This window comes from Desulfosporosinus youngiae DSM 17734, assembly GCF_000244895.1.
Lineage (GTDB): Bacteria > Bacillota > Desulfitobacteriia > Desulfitobacteriales > Desulfitobacteriaceae > Desulfosporosinus > Desulfosporosinus youngiae.
In genome coordinates this window covers 5125941-5145788 of record NZ_CM001441.1, presented here as the reverse complement: position 1 = coordinate 5145788, position 19848 = coordinate 5125941, and the positions used below count along the sequence as shown (strand labels likewise).

The window sequence follows — 19848 nt, the reverse complement described above, 5'->3', positions numbered from 1 at the left end:
AGGGTTTTTTTGTACTATCGGTTACCAAAGGCTAGGGCTTAATGGTAAATTTAAGCATTTGAGAGAAAAAATATAATAATTAAAAGGAACTATTGCAGGAATCTCAATTGCAATGGCGAATTAGAATACCCATGTTATCCATATCTGAACTTGAAGGTCATAATATTTACATATTCCCTAAGTTTAAGGGTAAAAGTTGAAGAGGAGGCCAAATCATGAAAAAGAAAAAGCAAAAACTGCTAAACAGTTGTTTGGCAGTGGCTGTCGCTTTGTCGGCAACCCTAGCTCCCGGTGTTGCAAACGCAGCGACGCCGGACGCAGTGACCAGGATTGGCGGGTATGACCAGTACGCCACAGCTGCCTTAATGGCACAAAAAGGTTGGACGGGAACCAGCGATAGTGTCGTTCTTTCAGCAGGAATGACCTACTCCCTTGTGGATGCTCTCGCAGCAGGACCGTTAGCCGCTAAATTAAAAGCGCCGATCCTTTTGACTGATAACGGGACAACCTTAAATGCATCGGCTAAAGCACAATTGCTTCGTCTTAAGCCCACTAAGGTTTATATCACAAGCGGTACAGCAGTCATTAGGCAATCCGTTCTTGATGAAATCCGCGCCATGGGCATCACTCCGGTTGAGCTCGGCGGGTATGATCAATATGAAACATCCGTCAACATTGCCAAGGAAATGGCAAATCAGGGGGTCAACATCTCTAAGGTAGTCGTTGCGGCCGGCTGGTTAAGTCCGGCAGATGCCCTTTCTATTGCCCCTATTGCTGCAGCCCAGGGAATGCCGATCTTAACCACGACCCAGGGACAACTTCCTGCTTCTGTGAAAACTTATCTTGACGGCATTGATGATAACGTCAAAAACTCCTATGTCGTTGGTGGAGCAGCAGTCGTTTCCGATGCGGTCAAGGGAGCATTGCCGGGTAAGGTCAGCCGGCATGCAGGCCAAACCAAGTATGACACGAACGTCGAAATTCTAAAGAGCTTTGCTAAACATTATAAAAATGACAAAGTATATGTCGCTAATGGGGAAACCTTAGTTGATGCCTTATCTGTTGTACCACTGGCTGCGGCAAGTGGATCCCCTGTTGTATTGGTCAATCAAGAATTGGGTAATGCGACCAGGGACTTTGTCAAGTTGAACATGTCAACTGACGATATGGTCGCAGTGGGCGGAGAGGTGGTTGTTCCTTCAGCAGGAATGAGCGCCTTGACCTCAGCTGTTGCCTATTCAATAGATAGCGAAACAGTCGGATCAACGGACAAGACCACTCCAATGGTACTTACGGATAATGTTCAGCTTACAGGAGACAACATAACACTGCAAAATGCTCAGGCCAATTACAGCGTTTATGTTAAGGGAGATAATATTACCCTGAATAACCTAACAGTCAAAGGGACTGTCTTTGTAGATCCCGGCGAGACAGGATCCGCCACCTTAGACGGTGTAACTGCTGCCAATATTGTGGTCCTCTCGGGTGCATCTGACAGTATCCACATCAAAAATACAACCGCAGGCGTCCTTACGGTTGACAGCAGCAGCAATGTTCGTGTTGAAGCAACAGGAACCACCTCAATCGGTGACACCGTGGTTCGAACCTTTGCAATTATCGACGCCAACGGCGGCTCTATGGGGACAGTGACTATTACAAGTACACCAGGACAGGATCCCGTGGTCGAGTTAAGAGGGACCTTTACTGAGCCGGTCGTGGTTGAAGGTCAGGTTTCTTTGCAAGCTGCGGCAGGCGCTGTTGTACCATCCGTTATTATTAAAACAGAGAATGCTGATCAAAAAGTAACCTTATCCGGAAGCTTTAAAGCGGTGGAAGTCCAATCTCAAGGGAAACTGGCTTTAGCAGACAATACTGTTGTTGAAACTATGAAAACCACTGCCAAAGTTGATATTACGATTCCGAGCGGTTCCAGTATCGGCAGCCTGGACTCGGGTTCCACAGGTACACTTGTTAGCGGCGGCGGAAAAGTTAACGGAAAGAATACAAGTTCAACCCCTAGTGCTCCTCCATCGACAGGAACTGGCGGCAGCAGTGGCGGCGGTAGTGGCGGTGGTAATAGTGGCGGCGGAGATACTCCAGCTGCAAAAGCTAAAGTGACTTCCCTCACAGGCGCTACCATCAGTGGAACTCAGATTTCAATTTCTCCTAGCGCTGACGTATTTAAACAACCAAACATAAAGGTTGATCAAAATGCTACTATGAAACTGAGTGTAGTAAGGTCTGGGTCGGAATATAATTTAGGTTCTTGGGCTTTAACTAATTCTTCTTCTGGTAATGACATTTTTTCAGTGAGTAATGCCAGTAACTTAAATGTCCTATCAACCCTAACTATTCTTAGGGATACTGGAATCCAAAGCTCGGAGATTTTCGATGCTATAGACTTTCATGCAGTATTGACAGCGGCGCAAGGGATGACTGAGGCTAATAAGAATAAAGTATACGATAGCATTGCCGCTATATTTAGCCAAGCAAGTGGTACTTCTTCAAGCACTGCATTTTACCAAGCTCTCAATCTACCGGGTATTTACGCTGCTGCCGATACATCTACAAAAAACGCCATTGAGGATATCGTTGATGCAGCCATACCCGCTGGGGTAACTGTATCTGCTAGTCATTTGTTAGGAAGTTCATCAGCGCAAGCAGTTGCGAATATAACTCAGGCTGGTAAGATGAATTTATTCGTTAGCGGTATTGACTTCCAAGAGCTATTTGATGAGTTATCCACTTCACCTCAAAAAGAGGCTATTTTCACTGCGATCAACTTCACTGCAATGTACAATGCGATTGAAGCATTACCATCCGGGAATAAACTTCAAGTGTATATTAACATGGCCAATATTTATCAAGCTGCTTTAACGGTCGATACAACCGATGGTATCAATTTTGGTGCCTTAATCCAGTTAATGATCACAGATCAAAATGTTGTCAAATTGACCTTGACTAACTCAAATGGAACCACGACTTATACAGTCGTTAAAGGTTCGTAATAACAACTAAGGGCGATTTTCATCGTTTCGGAACATGTTTAAGATCCTGTGTATTTTGAAAAGATGCATAGGGTCTTATGTTTTGAGGAATCACCCCTAATATGTCGAAATATTATCAGGTGCTTAAAACATTAGTTGGCGGTTAATTAAACATGTTTCAAAAGTAAGGATATTAAGTAAAACTTATGCAGAATTGGAGAGGAACTATGAGCAAAAACATAAAGCAAAAGCTATTTCAAGGCTGTCTCGCAGCCCTTGTGGCATTATCCACAACCCTAATCCCTATCGTCGCGAGCGCAGACACTACCACTGCCCCAAATACTTATACGAGGATCGGTGGTGCGGACCAGTATGCCACAGCTGCTCTGATGGCTCAAAAAGGTTGGCCTGAGACAGCAGATAATGTCGTACTCTCAGCCGGGATGAACTATGCCTTAGTGGATGCCTTGGCAGCGGGTCCGTTAGCTGCTAAACTCCAGGCTCCTATTCTCCTAACCGATGGTGGGGATAGCTTAAACTCCTTCGCTAAAGCGGAGCTGCAGCGCCTGAAACCCCAAAAGGTCTACATAACAAGTGGTACTGCCGTTATTAAGCCCCCGGTTATCAATGAACTCATCGCAATGAACATAACCCCGGTTCCGCTCGGTGGGTATGATCAATATGAAACTTCTGTTAATATTGCTAAAGAGCTAGCCGCTCAGGGAGCAGATATTTCCAGAGTCATCCTCGCGGCTGGCTGGTTAAGTCCGGCCGATGCCCTCTCGGTTGCTCCCATCGCCGCGGCCCAGGAAATGCCGATTTTGACCACGACTCAGGGTCAGCTCCCTGCTTCGGTGAAAACCTATCTGGAGAGTATCAAGGCCCAGGTCAGAGATTCCTATGTAGTCGGCGGCTCAGCTGTGGTGTCAGATACCGTCATGGGGCAATTGCCAGGTAAGGTCAGCCGCTGCTCAGGTCTTAACAAATATGATACAAACGTCCAGATACTAAAGAATTTTGCGCAAGACTATAGGAATGATCAGGTGTATGTAGCCAACGGAGAGACCTTGGTCGACGCCTTAGCAGGAGTACCTCTTGCTGCAGCCTCCGGAGCGCCCTTCGTACTCGTCAATCAACAGTTGGAAAATGCCACAAAGAACTTCGTGAAGTTGTCTTTATCGACGGCTAAAATGGTTGCCCTAGGCGGGGAGGCTGTTGTTCCTTCCGCCGGGATAAATACCTTGGCTTCTAATGTCTCATATTCCATGGATAACGCCAAAGTAGGCTCACCGGACGCAGCTAAGCCGCTTAAAATAATGAATACCGTGCAAATATCTGGTGATAACATTATCCTGGAAAACGCAGACCTGGAATACAGTGTTTATGTCAAAGGAAATAACGTCACGCTCAGTAATCTGAATGCCTTGGGAACCGTGTTTGTGGATCCCGGCGACAATGGATCGGCAACCTTAAACGGTGTAACCGCTGCCAAGATAGTGATTCTCTCTGGGGCAAAAGACAGTATCCACCTAAATAATACAATCGCAGATATTCTCACCATAGACAGTGGCAGCGAAGTACGGGTAGAGTCCACAGGGACGACATCCATTGGCAGCACAGTAGCACGTTCGTTCTCTATCATTGACGTAATAGGTGGCTCCGTGGGTGAAGTAACCATCTTGAGCGCGCCCGGCCGGAGCCCGATTGTCGAGCTGAGAGGGACCTTTACTCAGCCGGTTGTGCTAAACAACCATGCCCAAGTTCATTTAAGTGCATCGGCAGTAATCACAGATCTGATTGCCAATGGTAAAGCGTCTCTGACTGTCGATCTGGGAGCAAAAGTAACCAATTTTGATAATCAAGGAAATACTGTGGTGATTACCGGAAGCGGAAAAGAAGCAATTCCAGCCGGCAGCACTTCAGGTGGGTCGACCCAGACTCCGCCCGTTCAGTCGCCTACAACCCCGACTACTCCTACAACTCCTTCAGTACCGACTTCCGTAACCCTTAGCAAACTTCGAGTGATCACGGACCCCGCTAATTCCTTGGGGACGTTTAAAAATGGTGCAAAAATTGACATGTCTGGACTCCAGGATTCGGTTAATGTTCTTGGGTTTGCCATGACGGTAGATCAGGATTGCACTCTGCAATTTAAAGTGCTGAATGATACCCAGAATATCTCATTAAGGGCTGACCGGGAGAAAGTTGTAACCATAGGAGATTTAGTCATTGGGGCAGAAATCCCAGAAGGAATAAATATGGGGAATCTAAGATCAATCTACTCAACCAAAAAAGTGCAAGGGAAGCTGATCATCGATGGAAAGACCGTTGGAAATCTAACGGTTACCTTGGAGCTTTAACTAACTTCTCCTCAAATTCCTTTAACACCGCCTCAGCAAAAACCTCATATCCCTTATCGCTGGGATTCACACCATCGGCCAATAACCCGTTCAGTGGAGTGGGGTCGCTAATAAAGGCGGACCACTCGTCAATCACAGGAAGTTGGTGCTTTTGGCCTAAACCGAGAATGATCTGGCGATAAGGGAATGACTTATTATTCCGGTCAATGCTTTTGACGGGAGGCTCGGCTATTAAAAAGAGGTCGCCTTGAGGGCTTTGAGCTTTAAGGTCTATGATTAATTGTTCATACTTCTCTTGGAAATCATGAGTAGTATGAATCGTCCAATCGTTTCGGCCTAAGCAAAGGATTATAAGATCAGTGTTTGGTGCCACTTCCGGAACGTAGGTTAAAACATCCTGGATCGTGGCTTCTGGAGTAGTCTTAAATTGCCACTGGAGATTACCAGGGTACTTATCCTCTAATTTCTTGGAGATCAAAGCATGCCAGCTCAATTCATTCGCGTTGGAAGCCACTTGGCCTCCTGCCACTGCATCCCCGAAGACCAGAGCCTTGACAGTTGTCGGCTCAATTAGTTTAGCTAGTCCTTGCTGAGTAATGGTGTTTTGCGCCACAATAAGGGGATCTGGCGCTGCTGCTTCTGCGTCAGATACTATAGAATCTGTTGTACTGTCCATGCTTACCGTGTTTGGCGGCGAGGGCTGTTTTAAGGAATAAGAGGGAGTTTCTCCTCGATTAAAGACCCAAAATATGCCTATAACCAGAAGTGCTAAGCTAAAAGCAGCTAAAATGATGTATAATTCAAGTTTGGTTATTTTCATCATCCACTAGTTCCTCCCCAATATGTACTGGTGATTATTCCGCAGATAAACAAGATTCGACATTCGACCAGGCATTATCCTCCCTTTACAATAAAAATTATTAAATTTTTCTAACTCAAGGGATATTTCCCAAAAAAGTAAACTGATAAATCATTATTTAGCAAAGTATGAAGGAAATATGAAAACCATCGCGAATATTACAATGTCTAACGAGTTTTACCGACACTGGTTTGTAGGTACTCATGTTTGGAGGTACTCATGGAAGAAGAAATCGATTTACGACAGTATTGGGAAATGCTCCGAAAACGATGGATTATTGTGATAGTGCTGCCGCTCATCGCAGCTCTGACCAGCGGAGTTGTAAGTTTTTTTATCTTAAAACCGGTTTATCAAGCTTCGACGACCTTGATCGTAGGAAAAAAAGCGACAGAATCGGGACAGGCGGCAATGCAGATGCTGGACAACAGCGTGCTCCTGGCCAACCAGCAGCTGGCCAAAACCTATGCGGCCATTGCTCAAAGCCGTACCGTGGAACAGAATGTGATCAACAACTTGGACTTGCCTTTAACTGTCGCCGAGTTTGACAAGATGATTACCATTAATCCGGTGAAAACAACGGAAATCCTGGAAATTCAAGTTCTGAATAAAGACCCGGAATTGGCAGCCGACATTGCCAACTCCATGGCCAATGAATTCTCTAAAGCCGTGATCGAGATCAAAAAAGTTGATAGTGTCAGCATCGTGGATACGGCGGTGATTCCGGACCAGCCGGTGAAGCCGAATAAGAAGTTGAATGTCCTGATCGCTTTTGTCGTCGGTCTAATGGCCGCGATGGGTTTGGTCTTCCTCATCGAATTCATGGATAATACGGTGAAGACCTCAGAAGATGTGGAGAATATCTTAGGGATTCCGGTACTTGGGGTTATCCCTAATTATGAAATCGGAAAACAAGGGTAAGAGGGTGTGAAGCTAATTTGTCGCATTCATTAATTACGCATGAACAAACAAAATCCCCTATTTCGGAAGCTTACCGGACATTGCGTACCAATGTTCAGTTTACGAGTGTGGATTCTAAAACGAAAAAGATTATGATCACCAGTTCGGGACCCAGAGAAGGAAAATCCACCACTGCGGCTAATTTAGCCGTGAGTATTGCCCAGTCCGGTAAGTCGGTCTTACTCATCGATGCAGATATGCGCAACCCAACTCAGCATAAACTTTTTGGACTGAGTAATATGGAAGGTTTATCCGTTTCTCTGGTTCAGGATCAAGGCAGCCATGCCTTTATCAAGGAAACGGAAGTTCCGGGTGTCAGTGTTCTGCCCGGCGGACCTATTCCCCCAAACCCTGCGGAGCTGGTAGGGTCGAAACGGATGAAGCATTTGATTGAAGAGCTCAGTGGGCAGTTTGATGTAGTGATCATCGATACTCCACCGATCATTGCCGTGACAGATGCCGCCATCATTGCCCAGAAAGTGGATGGCGTTATCTTAGTGTTGGCCTCGGGAGAGGTCAACAAAGATTTTGCTCTGCGCGCTAAAGATCAGCTGGACAAAGTGGGTGCTAAGATTCTGGGGGCTGTTCTCAATAAAGCAGATATTAAAACCAGCGAATATTATTATTACTACTACTATCACGGTTCTGATGATCCCGGGAAGAAACGCAAAAGCCGCGGGAATCCCTAAAAGTAAAAGCAGTCTCTATCCGATTTTCGGGAGAACTGCTTTTTTGTTTTCACTTCTAAATATTAGAATTCAATCTGTAAGTTTTCCTCCGGGATAAATATTTTGTATAATTTAATAGAGTCTTCATGATTTTAGAACAAGTCTTAAGTGCTGCTACTTTGATTTTGAAATGATTACCAACTAAAGCCTATAATAATACTATGATCTTACTGAAAACTTGTATATAAAATTATGAAGGAAATATGAAGATAATTGACGAATGTATCATATAATTCATAATATTTGAGTTGTAGGAGCGTTTAAATGATAGATATACATAGTCACATTCTTCCTGACCTGGATGATGGATCCAAAAATATAGAAGACACGCTGGAAATTATAGGTCAGTTGAGAGGTGCCGGGTTTAAAACTCTGATCGCCACCCCTCATGTCCTGGAAGGCAGGGAGTACTTAAGTCCGGAGGAGATCCTGGCTGCTGTCGATCAAGTCCGGAAGCGTGTAACCGAAGCAAGTATCCCCATAGAGATTTTGCCAGGAGCCGAGAACTATATCTTTCCAGATATGGGCAAATGGGCGGGAGGGGGAAAACTGCTGACGTTAGGAAATACCGGCAAGTATCTCCTCTTAGAATTACCTATGCTCGAGATTCCCCAGTATACAGAGAAAGTCTTTTTTGATCTCCAGGTTGAGGGTCTGATTCCGGTTCTAGCTCATCCGGAACGGAACAAGGGCCTGATAGATCAGCCGGAGCTTCTGTTAGAGTGGGCTAAAAAGGGGATTTTCTTTCAGTTGAATCTGAGAAGCCTTAGGGGGCGGTATGGTCCTCAAGCTCAGGAACTGGCCGAAATCATGCTGAGTGGGAATTTAGTTCACTTTATAGGTTCGGATGCCCACCGACCTTCGCAAAAGGAATCTGTTTATCTGGAAACTCTGAAAAACCTCAAAGAGGTCGCAGGGGAGGAGAAGTTTCAAGAAGTGACTCTGAAAAATCCTCAAGCTATTTTGATAGGGGAAGAATTAGTGGCTGAAAAAGAATATACTCTTCATCGGAGAGTAAGGAATAAGAGAAAAAATGGGCTTCTAGGATTTTTACGAAGATAAATGCCTGAAGAAAAATGTCGGTTTTACCCAAAACATAGAGAAGATTTAAATAAATAGAGCAATAATGTAAAAATTCTTTGTGTTGTTGTATGGAGGACATTACTATTTTATGACGAATTCTATTAAGTGTGTTTGTCTCAGGACAAAAGTCCTGTTAACAAATTGGATAGGGATAAGAGGATTGTTAATGAATGTAATGTTAATGTGAAGCAATCATGGGTTTCTTCTTCACTTTTGATGGATGAATTTATGTTTAATCAACTGTCAGGAAGAGAAAAGATATTCACTTTAGGAGTTGTTCAAAATGAAAGGAATTATTCTAGCTGGGGGTTCAGGAACAAGATTATATCCGTTGACAACAGTTATAAGCAAACAGCTATTGCCAATCTATGACAAACCGATGATCTTTTACCCACTGTCAACGCTGATGCTTGCAGGAATTAAAGATATTCTTCTGATTTCAACAAAGGAAGATATACCCAATTTCAAGAAATTGCTGAGCGATGGTCATCAGTATGGAATACATATATCGTACAAAGAGCAACCCTCTCCGGACGGGATTACCCAAGCATTTATATTGGGGGAGGACTTTCTAGAGGGTGACTGCTGCTCTCTTATTCTAGGCGATAACATTTTTTATGGTACCCGGTTCAGCGACCTTTTGGGGAAAGCCGTCAGGGATGCGGAAAATGGAGTCGCCTCAATTTTCGGATATTATGTAAATGATCCGGAAAGATTTGGTGTTGTGGAATTTGACGAGAATCATAAAGTGATTTCTATTGAGGAAAAGCCAAAGAAACCGAAAAGCAATTACTGCGTTACGGGATTATATTTTTATGATAACCAGGTAGTGGAGTTTGCCAAACAGGTAAAACCTTCAGAAAGAGGGGAGGTTGAAATCACTGATTTGAACAATCTCTATCTGAAAGCGAATGCTTTGAATGTTCACCTACTGGGCAGAGGGTTTTCATGGATTGATATGGGAACGATGGACAGTCTTATAGAAGCATCGTCTTTTGTGCATATGATGCAGAAACGACAGAATGTGGAGATTTCGGCACCTGAGGAGATAGCATACCGGATGGGCTGGATTGATAGAAAGCAATTACTCCAATTGGCTGCACGTTTTGGAAAATCTTCTTACGGCCAGTATCTGAGCTCTATAGCAATGGGAGAGAGAGCATAGTGGACGTAAATAATGGACAGACGATTATTGTTACAGGCGGGGCAGGGTTTATCGGAAGTAATTTTATTAATCTGCAACTTGCTGAGTATCCGAATGACCGGATCATTTGTATGGATAAGCTGACCTATGCGGGAAATTTATCAACTTTGGAAGAAGCAATGAAAAGTCCTAATATTCACTTTGTGAAAGTAGATATTGCTGACAGAGATGCGGTTTATAGAGTATTTGAGGAAGAAAAACCGGACATCGTGGTTAACTTTGCGGCAGAAAGCCATGTGGATCGCAGTATTGAAGATCCGGAGGTTTTCCTACGGACAAATGTAATAGGCACAGGGGTGCTGTTGGATGCCTGTCGTAAATATGGTATTAGACGGTATCACCAGATTTCTACGGATGAAGTCTATGGAGATTTGCCGTTAGACCGGCCGGATTTGCTTTTCACAGAAGAGACGCCTTTGCATACATCTAGTCCTTATTCAGCTTCTAAAGCCTCGGCTGACTTACTAGTGCAGGCCTACCACAGAACATATGGGTTGCCGGTGAGCATTTCCCGATGTAGTAACAACTACGGACCGAACCATTTCCCAGAAAAGCTTATCCCGTTAACGATTATTCGGGCTTTGGCGGACCAACCCATTCCGGTCTACGGGAACGGGGTTAATGTACGAGATTGGATTTATGTGGAAGATCACTGCCGGGCAATCGATCTCGTGATGCGCAAGGGGCGCAAAGGGGAAGTCTACAATATTGGGGGGCATAACGAGTGCAGCAATCTTGAGGTTGTCAAAACCATTCTGCATGAGCTGGGGAAGCCGGAAAGTTTGATTATTTATGTAGAAGACCGGCCGGGTCATGATATGCGCTATGCCATCAATCCCTCAAAAATCTATGACGAACTGGGCTGGCTGCCGGAAACGAAGTTCGAGGACGGCATCCGGCGGACAATCAGCTGGTACCTGGAACATCGGAAGTGGTGGGAGGATATCCTGTCCGGTGACTACAGGAATTATTTTGAACAGTTGTATGAAAGCCGACTGAAGAAATACTGAGTGAGGCAGAAATTATGGGAAAACTGATCGTGATGGAGGGATTGGACGGAAGCGGGAAAGGGACACAGAGCAAATTACTGGCGCAGTTTCTAAAAATAATTGTCCAGTTTGTTGTTGACAATCCACTAAAGGAGAAATAGAAATGTATGAAGTTGAGAAAACAGAAATACCTGGGGTTTTGATTTTAGCGCCAAAGGTCTTTGAAGATCAGCGAGGTTTTTTTTATGAAGCCTACAGTGAGAAGGCTTTACATGAAGTAGGGATAGAATTCATAGCAAAACAGGAAAACCACATCAGGAATGAGTATGTAGGGGTGATCCGCGGTCTACATTTTCAAAATGCGCCATATGCACAGGCTAAAATTGTTCGCTGTACGAAAGGTCACGTGGCTGATGTAGCTGTGGATCTTCGGAAAGATTCCCCTACATACCTTAAATGGGTTATGGTGGAGCTTTCCGCACGAAACCGAAAGCAACTATATATACCCAAGGGATTTGCGCATGGTGTAATTTCACGTGAGCCATACAGTGAAATACAGTATTACGTTGATGAGACATATTGCCCGAGAGCTGATCGGACGGTTAGGTTTGATGACCCGTTGATAGGTGTCAAGTGGGACATTGAAACGCCTATATTGTCCGCTAAAGATCAGAGCGCACCTTTATATAAGGAAAGCGACTGTAATTTTTAATTACAAAAGGGTGAAAAATCATGAATGCACATAGAATTAATGTTACAAAATCATCCATGCCCGAGTTTGAGGAGTACATTCAGGCGTTGAAGCCTGTTTGGGATAGCAGATGGTTGTCTAACCGCGGGGCTGCATCAGTTGAGCTTGAAAATAAACTTAAGGAATATTTAGGGACGGAGCATCTTTATCTGTTTGCAAATGGTCATGTTGCACTTGAAGTTGCACTTAATGCACTATATCTCGAGGGCGAAGTCATTACGACTCCGTATACACATTGTTCTACTACTCACGCTATTGTTCGTAACGGATTGACACCAGTTTTCGTGGATGTGGAAGAGTATACCTACACAATTAATCCAGAACTGATTGAGCAGGCTATCACTGAAAAGACGGTTGCCATCGTGGCAACTCATGTTTATGGATTCGTATGCGATGTAGAGAAAATTGAAAGAATTGCAAGAAAACATAATATTAAGGTTATCTATGATGCTGCACATGCCTTTGGTGTTACTTATAAAGGTGTTGGGATTGCTAACTTTGGCGATGCAGCAATGTTCAGTACACATGCAACAAAGGCATTCCACACAATTGAGGGTGGAATTGTTGCTTACAAAGATTCAGTTTTATTTAAGGCAATGAGCTACTTGGTCAACTTTGGATTTACTAGTCATGAGGATATTGATTACATCGGCACGAATGCCAGGATGAACGAATTTGAGGCAGTGATGGGCATTTGCAACTTGCGACACTTCGATGAGGAAACTGCAAAACGCAAAGCCGCTGGTGATAGGTATATGGAACGACTGGATGGGGTTAAGGGCATTAAATTGATTAAGCCTGATGCAAATCTCAAGTGGAATTATGCATATTTTCCCGTCGTCTTCGATGGCTATAAAGAGACAAGAGATGAAATCAAAGCGAAATTGGAAGCGGACAATATTTTTGCGAGAAAATACTTTTACCCCATTGTTAATAAAGCCGCCTGCTATGCAGATACATATGGTGATGCTAATGTACTTGTAGCATCACATGCGGCGGAATGTGTACTGACACTTCCGATGTATGCGGATTTGGCTGTGGAAGACGTGGATAGAATCTGCGATATTATTTTACGGTGAAAAGGACTGTTGTAGATAATACAATTTTTCATTACATAATGCACTGATGATATTAGTTATCAAGGAGTTCATTGAAAATAAGTAACCTTATTGGGTCGGTGGTGAGAACTTTCCGTCAGGCGTTAATGTTACCTTGTGGGGTTTGATGAATTGCCACAGAGATGGAAAAATTAACCCCCTGTTTCAGTTGAGAAAAACTATTCGCTGGAATTATGCCGTTTGTACAACATGACAAATTCACTTTGTAGAATGGTTGATAAGCTATGCATTAATAGTAACTCATTGAATGTGGAACAGGTGGTGGATAAGAATGACCATCATCTCATTTAGGTTGGACAGAGAAATGGCGGTCACGATTCTGGATCTTGTCGGATATATATTTCAATTTTTATTTTAACATGAAAGGAAATAAGAGATGAAAAAAGTTCTAATGCTAGGCGGATCAAGATATGTAATTCCAGTTATTAAAGCTGCCCATGAATTGGGTTACTATGTCATAACGTGTGACTATCTGCCGGACAATATTGGACATCAGTATGCGGACGAATATCATTATGTCAGCATTATTGATAAAGAAGCTGTACTAGAATTGGCAAGAAATTTGCGAGTTAATGGCGTAATGTCTTTTGCCACCGACCCCGGTGTGGTTGTCGCTGCGTATGTTGCAGAACAGTTAGGATTACCGACAAGTCCATATAACTCAGTTTCCATCTTGCAGGATAAGTTCCTGTTTCGTTCTTTTTTACGAGACAATGGTTTTAACGTTCCCTTTTTTAAGGAGTATACAGATGTAGATGAGGCGTGTGTAGATAGTGAACTTTTTACCGGGCCAGTCATTGTCAAACCTGTTGATTCTGCAGGGAGTAAAGGAGTTACAAAGGTGGAGGATCGTGTAGATTTAAGAGAGAGTATTATGAATGCATTGAAATATTCGCATTCAGGTAGATTTATCATTGAGCAATTCATTAAACAGAGCGGCTATTCATCTGATTCCGATTGCTTTTCTGTTGAGGGAGAACTCGTATTTACTTCTTTTAATAGCCAGCGATTTGATGCAGATGCCAGCAATCCATATACCCCTGCTGCATATAGCTGGCCGTCATCAATGCCGATGGAGCATCAGGGAGAATTAACCTGTGAATTACAAAGGCTTACTAAATTGTTAAATATGGGTACAACCATCTATAACATAGAAACTAGAGTTGGTGAAGATGGTAAAGTATACATCATGGAAGTGTCACCTAGGGGTGGTGGCAATAGACTGGCAGAGATGATAAGGTTTTCTACAGGTATTGATTTGATAAAAAATGCGGTTAGAGCTGCTGTTGGTGAGCCTATCTCTGGCATAGCTCCAGCTGTATATAAAGGTTGTTGTGCTGAGTACATCTTACATAGTAATAAGGAGGGTGTTTTTGAAATAGTTGAGATTGAACCGGAATTTCGTAAGAAATTTGTAGTAGAATGTGATGTCTGGGTCAAAAAAGGTGAGAAGGTTAAGGCGTTCACTGGGGCAAACGAAACTATAGGTACCCTTGTTTTGAAGTTTGACACACAGGAACAAACAGAAGAGATGCTAAGCAATCCTGATAGCTGGTTAAAGGTCATTGTGCATTAAAATGGATGGAAATAGAGTAAATATGATGAAATATACAATCCAAAAGGACATGGCCCTATGACTCTATAAGTTCCGATAAAACCTCAGGTACTGTTAGATAAAACAGCATCGATCAGGAGTAATTACTATTAATCATTCATCAGAGAAGTTACTAAAAGTATAATATGAGAAGGAGTATGTGGTGCTAAGAATTTGCGCCACACAAAATAAGGTATGAAAAGTAATAGATTTTCTGGTAAGAAGTTGTTGATTTTAGGTTCTAACGTAGGTGCTACAGACATAGTAACATATGCCCGTGCGAATGGAGCCTACACTATCGTAGCGGATTATTATTCACCAGAGAATTCTGCCGCAAAGCGGGTGGCGGACGAGCATATTTTAATCAGCACCGGAGATTTGGGGGCACTGAGCACGCTGATTCAAGAACGTAAAGTGGATGGAGTTCTTGCAGGTATCAGTGAATTTAATCTTCTCAACGCTATGACACTTAGCGATAAATTCGGACTTTCTTTTTACTGCACAAAAGAACAATGGGATATGGTCGAGAGCAAAGATCAATTTCGTGCTTTATGCGATAGATGTGGGGTTCCAAGTCCACGCACCTATTATACTGGAGAGAGGATACCAGATGATATTTGGGCCAGGCTACATTATCCGGTGGTGATAAAGCCGGTAGATGGTAGTACATCGGCAGGTGTTTCTATTTGCCAGACCGAGAAAGAACTTCGCGATGCAGAGCCAGTAGCCATAAAGAACTCTATTGCTGGGAAATTGATTTTAGAGGAGTATATAAAAGGGCATGAGTTTACAGCTCATTATACTATTTGCAATGGCATACCATATTTGGCGTGTATCGACAATAGATATCCAGTAGCTATAAATAAAGGTTTGGTAACAACGATTCCTATTGCGAGAATTTATCCATCACTTTTTCTTGAAAAATATATGATACAGGTTAATGAGTCCATGCTTAACCTATGCAGAGAGATTGGTATCCAGAATGGAGTGTTGTTCATTCAGGGGTTGCACGGTAATGATGGATTCTCGATTTTTGAGGCAGGTTTGCGTTGCGCGGGAGAGGCCCCCTATCGTTTTATAGAGAAATTAAATGGTATTAATTTTATGGATATACTAGTTGATCAAGCGTTGTTGGGGAAAGTGGAATCCTATGACTCTGCGAAAGAAGATCCCTTACTTAAAGGAAAGTGCTGTGGTATAGTATCTTTTGCTACGAAAGGTGGCAAGGTTGGCGCAATTCGTGGACTAAAAGAAGCCGTGGTGAGCACGCCTAGTGTTATTGAATATGAGTGTCGTTATCCAGAGGGCGCAGACACCCCTTATGGCAATACTCTTAGACAACTACATATTCGCTTCGTTATGATTTGCGAAAGCCGAGAACAGATGGCGAAGGATGTGCAATATCTCAATGAAACAATTACGGTATTAAATGATAAGGGTGAAAATATGTGCCTGCGGTTTGAGCCGAATAGACTATTTGAAGTATTGTAGAAATTCTAACTAAAAAACGAAAAAAAAATGTTTTGAAACTGGAGATGTGAGATGATTGCGGAGGAATTAACAAAAGAAATGCGGTGGAAACTCGCAGATCAGTTGGCGGAAGAACGTCTAGAGGCTGTGAATATGCTTTGCGAGGAAGTAATACCCCATGAAAACATATATTCAAAATATGTGAAGCGAATTATAGATATTATTGTTTCCGGGTTAGCGCTGATTGTGACGTTACCTATTAACCTTGTAATAGGGATTGTTACATATTTTGATGTGGGGCGGCCCATCTTTTTTAAACAAGAGCGAGTTGGAAAAGAAGGAAAGATATTTGTGCTCATAAAATTTCGGAATATGCGAAACACAGTCGATGAGCGTGGAGAGTTATTGCCACCAGATCAAAGAGTTACGGAATTTGGTAAGTTCGTCAGAAAAACATCACTAGATGAGTTGTTGAACTTTTGGAGCATTTTTAAAGGTGATATGAGCCTATTAGGCCCAAGACCGCTAGTTCCTGAATATACACACAGGTATAACAAAAGGCATAAAATGCGCCTGGCTGTTAGACCGGGGTTAGAATGTCCTCCGAGAAAAGTTTCGGATCATCCGGTGACCTGGCAGGAGCAGTTTGAGAATGATGTATGGTATGTGGAGAATGTAGGAGCAAAGACAGATATTTATATGATGATTCAACTGGTAAAGTATGTATTCAACAGAAAAAATGCAAAGGTGCGTTCAATTGGAAGGGGCACTTTCATGGGGTACTCATGGGACGGAAGAGCCATAAATCTTGTTGAGTTGACTAAAGAAGGCATCAATTATGAAAAAATTACAAATAGAGCTTATGCGCTTGAAGCAATTGCAGCTGTGACAGTTGAATCGGTTGGAAGTATGAGGTTGTCAGGATAAGGATGTAAGGTCGGTTACTTTTGGTAGTAGTATTTATTTGAAAAATTGAATGAATTACTCATTTGAAGATAATAGTAACCGAGGTAGGTGGTTTCCACGGCAGAAAGTTTATGAAACTATCGAGTGCATGTATTGAAGGGAGTGTGGCATGATGGAAGGAAAGAAAACGATTCTAGTTACCGGTGCCAATGGTTTTTTGGCATGGGAATTACTGCACCAGCTTTGTAAGTGCGGAGAGTACAACATTATTGCTATGACTTCTGATTCGGCAAAAGCAAAAGAGAATTATGCTGACTTGGATGTTACTTGTGTTTCGAATGATGATGTATTCAATAAGACGGAATACTTAGAAGCAACTGATATCATAGTACATGCAGCTTTCTGCAGAAAATCAAGAGGAAACCACTTAGTGGAAAGTTTGTACTTCTCAAAAGAAATATTTGTATTAGCTCGAAAGCTTGGTGTAAAAGGTATCATTAATATTTCAACACAAGCTGTTTATGGGCAGGATGAAGGTGTACTGCCTGATGAAACAATTTCGATGAACCCGGGGTATTTATATGCCTTGGCAAAATCCGCGTCCGAAATTCTGTTAGAGACGATTATGGAATCTGAAGAAGACAGTCCCAGTATGATGTGTCGTTGCACTAATATCCGGTTGGCTTCTCTCATAGGACCTAGTAATACTATACCGGATAATGTATTGAAGAAATTCGTTGACAATGCACTAGAGGGTAAGAGTATCCGGATAGTGGGTGGTGAGCAAAAGTTTTCCTTCTTAGATGTGAGAGATGCTGCTTCTGCAATATGTCGCCTGATTGATGTGGATGTTTTTAGTTGGAAGAAAGAATATAATCTTGGCAACAATTATCAGATGAACATTGTAGATATGGCAAGGGAAATTAATAGCTGTATGGCTGCAATGAACAAGCCAGAAGTCGACATCATAATAGAACCTTCCGACATTCAACTCAATGCTGGGATGAACTGTGCGATGATTTATCAAGATTTAAACTGGAAGCCCGGACACTCATTCCGGAATACTATAGAAGATTGCATTAAGTATGAAATAAGTAGTGTAAAATAAGGATAATTTATCGTAAAACTGCCTTGAGAACAGCCAAATGGCCGAGCAAAAATAGAAGGAGATTGTTATGCCAAAGATTAGCGTTGTTGTACCTGTATATAATGTTGAGAAATATATCGCTGAATGCTTGGAAAGTCTGGTGAACCAGACTTTCAAGGACATTGAGATTATCATCGTTGATGATGGCTCTCCTGATAACAGTGCCAAAATTTATAAAGAGTATGCTGCCCTCGATAGCCGCGTCAAAGTAATCGAGAAGAAAAATGCTGGTGTTTCCGAAGCACGAAATACTGGAATCGATAATGCCATCGGCGACTTCCTCATGTTTGTTGATTCGGATGATTGGATGGAGCTGAATGGTTGTGAGATATTATACAATGAATATCTGAGAAGCGGCGCTGATATGATCGTGGCTGATGCCTACTCAATTACAAACGGAAATAAGAGAACAAATCGAATCTTCAAAGAGGATTTTGTTACTGAGGAAAGGAATTTTATCCAGCAATATCAGGCAGCGTGTATCGGCTACGGCTACAATCCGGCACCAGCCGTAAGATCAAATGTGTCAGGATTGGGCAGCCCGTGGAATAAGCTCTATAGCAGAAAGATTATCGTAGAGAATAACTTGCGGTACGATTCATATGTGAAGGGAATCTATGATGATAATCTTTTCACATTATACTATCTTGATAAAGTAAAGAAAATCAGTTATATTGCCAAGCCAGTTTATAATTACCGGATATTGGAGCAATCACTTACTCAGTCATATAAGTCTAACACGTTGGATATCAGCAGGAGGATTTTTGAACGCATTAGTGGTTTTATTGCTCAGCAGGACGACAAAAAGAAGTTTGAGAAGCCTTTTTATTTGTATGTTATTCGTAGATTGAGTGCGGAGTTAAGTGCTTATTACTTCTCAAAGAATAGTGATAAATCATTTAGGGAAAGTCTAAAAGAATTGAAAAAGATGATTCACACAGATCCGTACTGGTCTGCAATCAAAAATGTCGAAAGTAGCAAGCTAATGGCGCCTCATTTGCTTACATACTGGCCGGCAAGGCTTAACTGGCCGCTTGGAATATGGCTGACATTCAGGGTGAGAAGAATGGTCAAGAGTTTATTAAAACGTTAAATCATTAATATGGCTGTAGAGGGAAAACGGATGAGGACCATGCATTTTTTAAAAGGCTAATATTAGAGTCAAGCTTAGGCAAGGCTATAATTTTTTTAGCTTCTAGAGATGCATGCAGGAATAAGAAAGGGTAATATAAAAATATGTTAACAATACGCTTGAAAAAACGAACTACGGCTTTGGATTAATAGATTTTTTAGAATATCTGCTTCTTTTTTTGATTATCATCATGACTGGAAGTGTTTTTTGCTATGCCGGCAGCCAAAGGGCAAACCACAAGCGGGGAGTTCCGCGCTGGTATGACGGCATCAAAGGATTATGCGGCTAAGGAAGCGCTATAAGAGCAACCTACAATATCCACCGTGATGGATACAAGAACCATTCTTCATGATGTGAAGGGCTTGCTGTATGAAGCTAAAATTGTGATTGGGAACCAATTTGAGTTGGAGCTTTCCCATCATTATGGATTGCAGCATTTTCGCCATTACGGTGCGACCATCATTAATATAGCCAACAGAGAATATGCAAGAAGATAATTGTGATATTGCCCGGACAGGTGCACCCTATGCACTTCCATAAGGTCAAGGAGGAAACCTTCCAAG

The 19848-nt window shown here is 42.5% G+C and carries 16 protein-coding genes; 15 read left to right on the top strand and 1 reads right to left on the bottom strand.

What is annotated here, in order from left to right:
- Nucleotides 1-215: 215 nt before the first annotated feature.
- Entirely contained in the window at nucleotides 216-3008 is a 2793-nt protein-coding gene (locus DESYODRAFT_RS23880) for a cell wall-binding repeat-containing protein (protein WP_007787017.1), read from the top strand.
- Nucleotides 3009-3214: 206 nt separating this feature from the next.
- On the top strand, nucleotides 3215-5347 hold the full coding sequence (locus tag DESYODRAFT_RS23875; protein WP_007787016.1) for a cell wall-binding repeat-containing protein: 2133 nt from the start codon (nucleotides 3215-3217) through the stop codon (nucleotides 5345-5347).
- Here DESYODRAFT_RS23875 and DESYODRAFT_RS23870 read toward each other — a convergent pair.
- Nucleotides 5331-6170, bottom strand: coding sequence for an SGNH/GDSL hydrolase family protein (locus DESYODRAFT_RS23870; protein ID WP_007787014.1), 840 nt, complete (start codon nucleotides 6168-6170; stop codon nucleotides 5331-5333). The genes DESYODRAFT_RS23875 and DESYODRAFT_RS23870 overlap by 17 nt on opposite strands.
- Nucleotides 6171-6425: 255 nt before the next feature.
- Between DESYODRAFT_RS23870 and DESYODRAFT_RS23865 the strand changes: the two genes are divergently transcribed.
- From DESYODRAFT_RS23865 to DESYODRAFT_RS23810, 13 genes are all read left to right on the top strand, one after another.
- Complete coding sequence (locus DESYODRAFT_RS23865) at nucleotides 6426-7124, top strand: YveK family protein (protein ID WP_007787013.1); 699 nt, start codon at nucleotides 6426-6428, stop codon at nucleotides 7122-7124.
- A gap of 17 nt (nucleotides 7125-7141) precedes the next feature.
- The gene (locus tag DESYODRAFT_RS23860) at nucleotides 7142-7852 is read left to right on the top strand and encodes a CpsD/CapB family tyrosine-protein kinase (RefSeq protein WP_007787011.1); all 711 of its coding nucleotides are present in this window, start codon (nucleotides 7142-7144) and stop codon (nucleotides 7850-7852) included.
- Nucleotides 7853-8155: 303 nt separating this feature from the next.
- Nucleotides 8156-8953 carry a tyrosine-protein phosphatase gene (locus DESYODRAFT_RS23855; RefSeq protein WP_007787009.1) on the top strand — a complete coding sequence of 266 codons (798 nt, stop codon included), beginning with the start codon at nucleotides 8156-8158 and terminating at the stop codon, nucleotides 8951-8953.
- A 304-nt stretch (nucleotides 8954-9257) separates the two neighbouring features.
- Nucleotides 9258-10139, top strand: coding sequence for a glucose-1-phosphate thymidylyltransferase RfbA (rfbA, locus tag DESYODRAFT_RS23850; protein WP_007787008.1), 882 nt, complete (start codon nucleotides 9258-9260; stop codon nucleotides 10137-10139).
- Nucleotides 10139-11188, top strand: a complete 1050-nt coding sequence (gene rfbB / locus DESYODRAFT_RS23845) for a dTDP-glucose 4,6-dehydratase (RefSeq protein WP_007787006.1) — start codon at nucleotides 10139-10141, stop codon at nucleotides 11186-11188. The genes rfbA and rfbB overlap by 1 nt, the downstream gene beginning before the upstream one ends.
- A 14-nt stretch (nucleotides 11189-11202) precedes the next feature.
- Nucleotides 11203-11328 carry a hypothetical protein gene (locus tag DESYODRAFT_RS29660; protein ID WP_007787005.1) on the top strand — a complete coding sequence of 42 codons (126 nt, stop codon included), beginning with the start codon at nucleotides 11203-11205 and terminating at the stop codon, nucleotides 11326-11328.
- 2 nt (nucleotides 11329-11330) lie between these two features.
- Nucleotides 11331-11879, top strand: coding sequence for a dTDP-4-dehydrorhamnose 3,5-epimerase (gene rfbC, locus DESYODRAFT_RS23840; protein ID WP_007787003.1), 549 nt, complete (start codon nucleotides 11331-11333; stop codon nucleotides 11877-11879).
- Between the two features lie 20 nt (nucleotides 11880-11899).
- Nucleotides 11900-12997, top strand: coding sequence for a DegT/DnrJ/EryC1/StrS family aminotransferase (locus DESYODRAFT_RS23835; protein WP_007787001.1), 1098 nt, complete (start codon nucleotides 11900-11902; stop codon nucleotides 12995-12997).
- 415 nt (nucleotides 12998-13412) lie between these two features.
- Complete coding sequence (locus DESYODRAFT_RS23830; RefSeq protein WP_007786999.1) at nucleotides 13413-14612, top strand: ATP-grasp domain-containing protein; 1200 nt, start codon at nucleotides 13413-13415, stop codon at nucleotides 14610-14612.
- A gap of 213 nt (nucleotides 14613-14825) precedes the next feature.
- The gene (locus DESYODRAFT_RS23825; protein WP_007786997.1) at nucleotides 14826-16121 is read left to right on the top strand and encodes an ATP-grasp domain-containing protein; all 1296 of its coding nucleotides are present in this window, start codon (nucleotides 14826-14828) and stop codon (nucleotides 16119-16121) included.
- A gap of 51 nt (nucleotides 16122-16172) precedes the next feature.
- Nucleotides 16173-17027, top strand: coding sequence for a sugar transferase (locus DESYODRAFT_RS23820; RefSeq protein ID WP_007786996.1), 855 nt, complete (start codon nucleotides 16173-16175; stop codon nucleotides 17025-17027).
- A gap of 148 nt (nucleotides 17028-17175) precedes the next feature.
- The gene (locus DESYODRAFT_RS23815; protein WP_242833510.1) at nucleotides 17176-18114 is read left to right on the top strand and encodes an NAD-dependent epimerase/dehydratase family protein; all 939 of its coding nucleotides are present in this window, start codon (nucleotides 17176-17178) and stop codon (nucleotides 18112-18114) included.
- 67 nt (nucleotides 18115-18181) lie between these two features.
- Nucleotides 18182-19246: a glycosyltransferase family 2 protein gene (locus tag DESYODRAFT_RS23810; RefSeq protein WP_007786992.1), complete on the top strand. Its 1065-nt coding sequence runs from the start codon at nucleotides 18182-18184 to the stop codon at nucleotides 19244-19246.
- The last annotated feature ends 602 nt before the right edge of the window (nucleotides 19247-19848 follow it).

Excerpts from the sequence above, each read along its gene's own strand:
- DESYODRAFT_RS23880 (WP_007787017.1), top strand. The coding sequence starts at position 216 with ATGAAAAAGAAAAAGCAAAAACTGCTAAACAGTTGTTTGGCAGTGGCT.
- DESYODRAFT_RS23875 (WP_007787016.1), top strand. The coding sequence starts at position 3,215 with ATGAGCAAAAACATAAAGCAAAAGCTATTTCAAGGCTGTCTCGCAGCC.
- DESYODRAFT_RS23870 (WP_007787014.1), bottom strand. The coding sequence starts at position 6,170 with ATGATGAAAATAACCAAACTTGAATTATACATCATTTTAGCTGCTTTT.
- DESYODRAFT_RS23865 (WP_007787013.1), top strand. The coding sequence starts at position 6,426 with ATGGAAGAAGAAATCGATTTACGACAGTATTGGGAAATGCTCCGAAAA.
- DESYODRAFT_RS23855 (WP_007787009.1), top strand. The coding sequence starts at position 8,156 with ATGATAGATATACATAGTCACATTCTTCCTGACCTGGATGATGGATCC.
- rfbA (WP_007787008.1), top strand. The coding sequence starts at position 9,258 with ATGAAAGGAATTATTCTAGCTGGGGGTTCAGGAACAAGATTATATCCG.
- DESYODRAFT_RS29660 (WP_007787005.1), top strand. The coding sequence starts at position 11,203 with ATGGGAAAACTGATCGTGATGGAGGGATTGGACGGAAGCGGGAAAGGG.
- rfbC (WP_007787003.1), top strand. The coding sequence starts at position 11,331 with ATGTATGAAGTTGAGAAAACAGAAATACCTGGGGTTTTGATTTTAGCG.
- DESYODRAFT_RS23835 (WP_007787001.1), top strand. The coding sequence starts at position 11,900 with ATGAATGCACATAGAATTAATGTTACAAAATCATCCATGCCCGAGTTT.
- DESYODRAFT_RS23830 (WP_007786999.1), top strand. The coding sequence starts at position 13,413 with ATGAAAAAAGTTCTAATGCTAGGCGGATCAAGATATGTAATTCCAGTT.
- DESYODRAFT_RS23825 (WP_007786997.1), top strand. The coding sequence starts at position 14,826 with ATGAAAAGTAATAGATTTTCTGGTAAGAAGTTGTTGATTTTAGGTTCT.
- DESYODRAFT_RS23820 (WP_007786996.1), top strand. The coding sequence starts at position 16,173 with ATGATTGCGGAGGAATTAACAAAAGAAATGCGGTGGAAACTCGCAGAT.
- DESYODRAFT_RS23815 (WP_242833510.1), top strand. The coding sequence starts at position 17,176 with ATGATGGAAGGAAAGAAAACGATTCTAGTTACCGGTGCCAATGGTTTT.
- DESYODRAFT_RS23810 (WP_007786992.1), top strand. The coding sequence starts at position 18,182 with ATGCCAAAGATTAGCGTTGTTGTACCTGTATATAATGTTGAGAAATAT.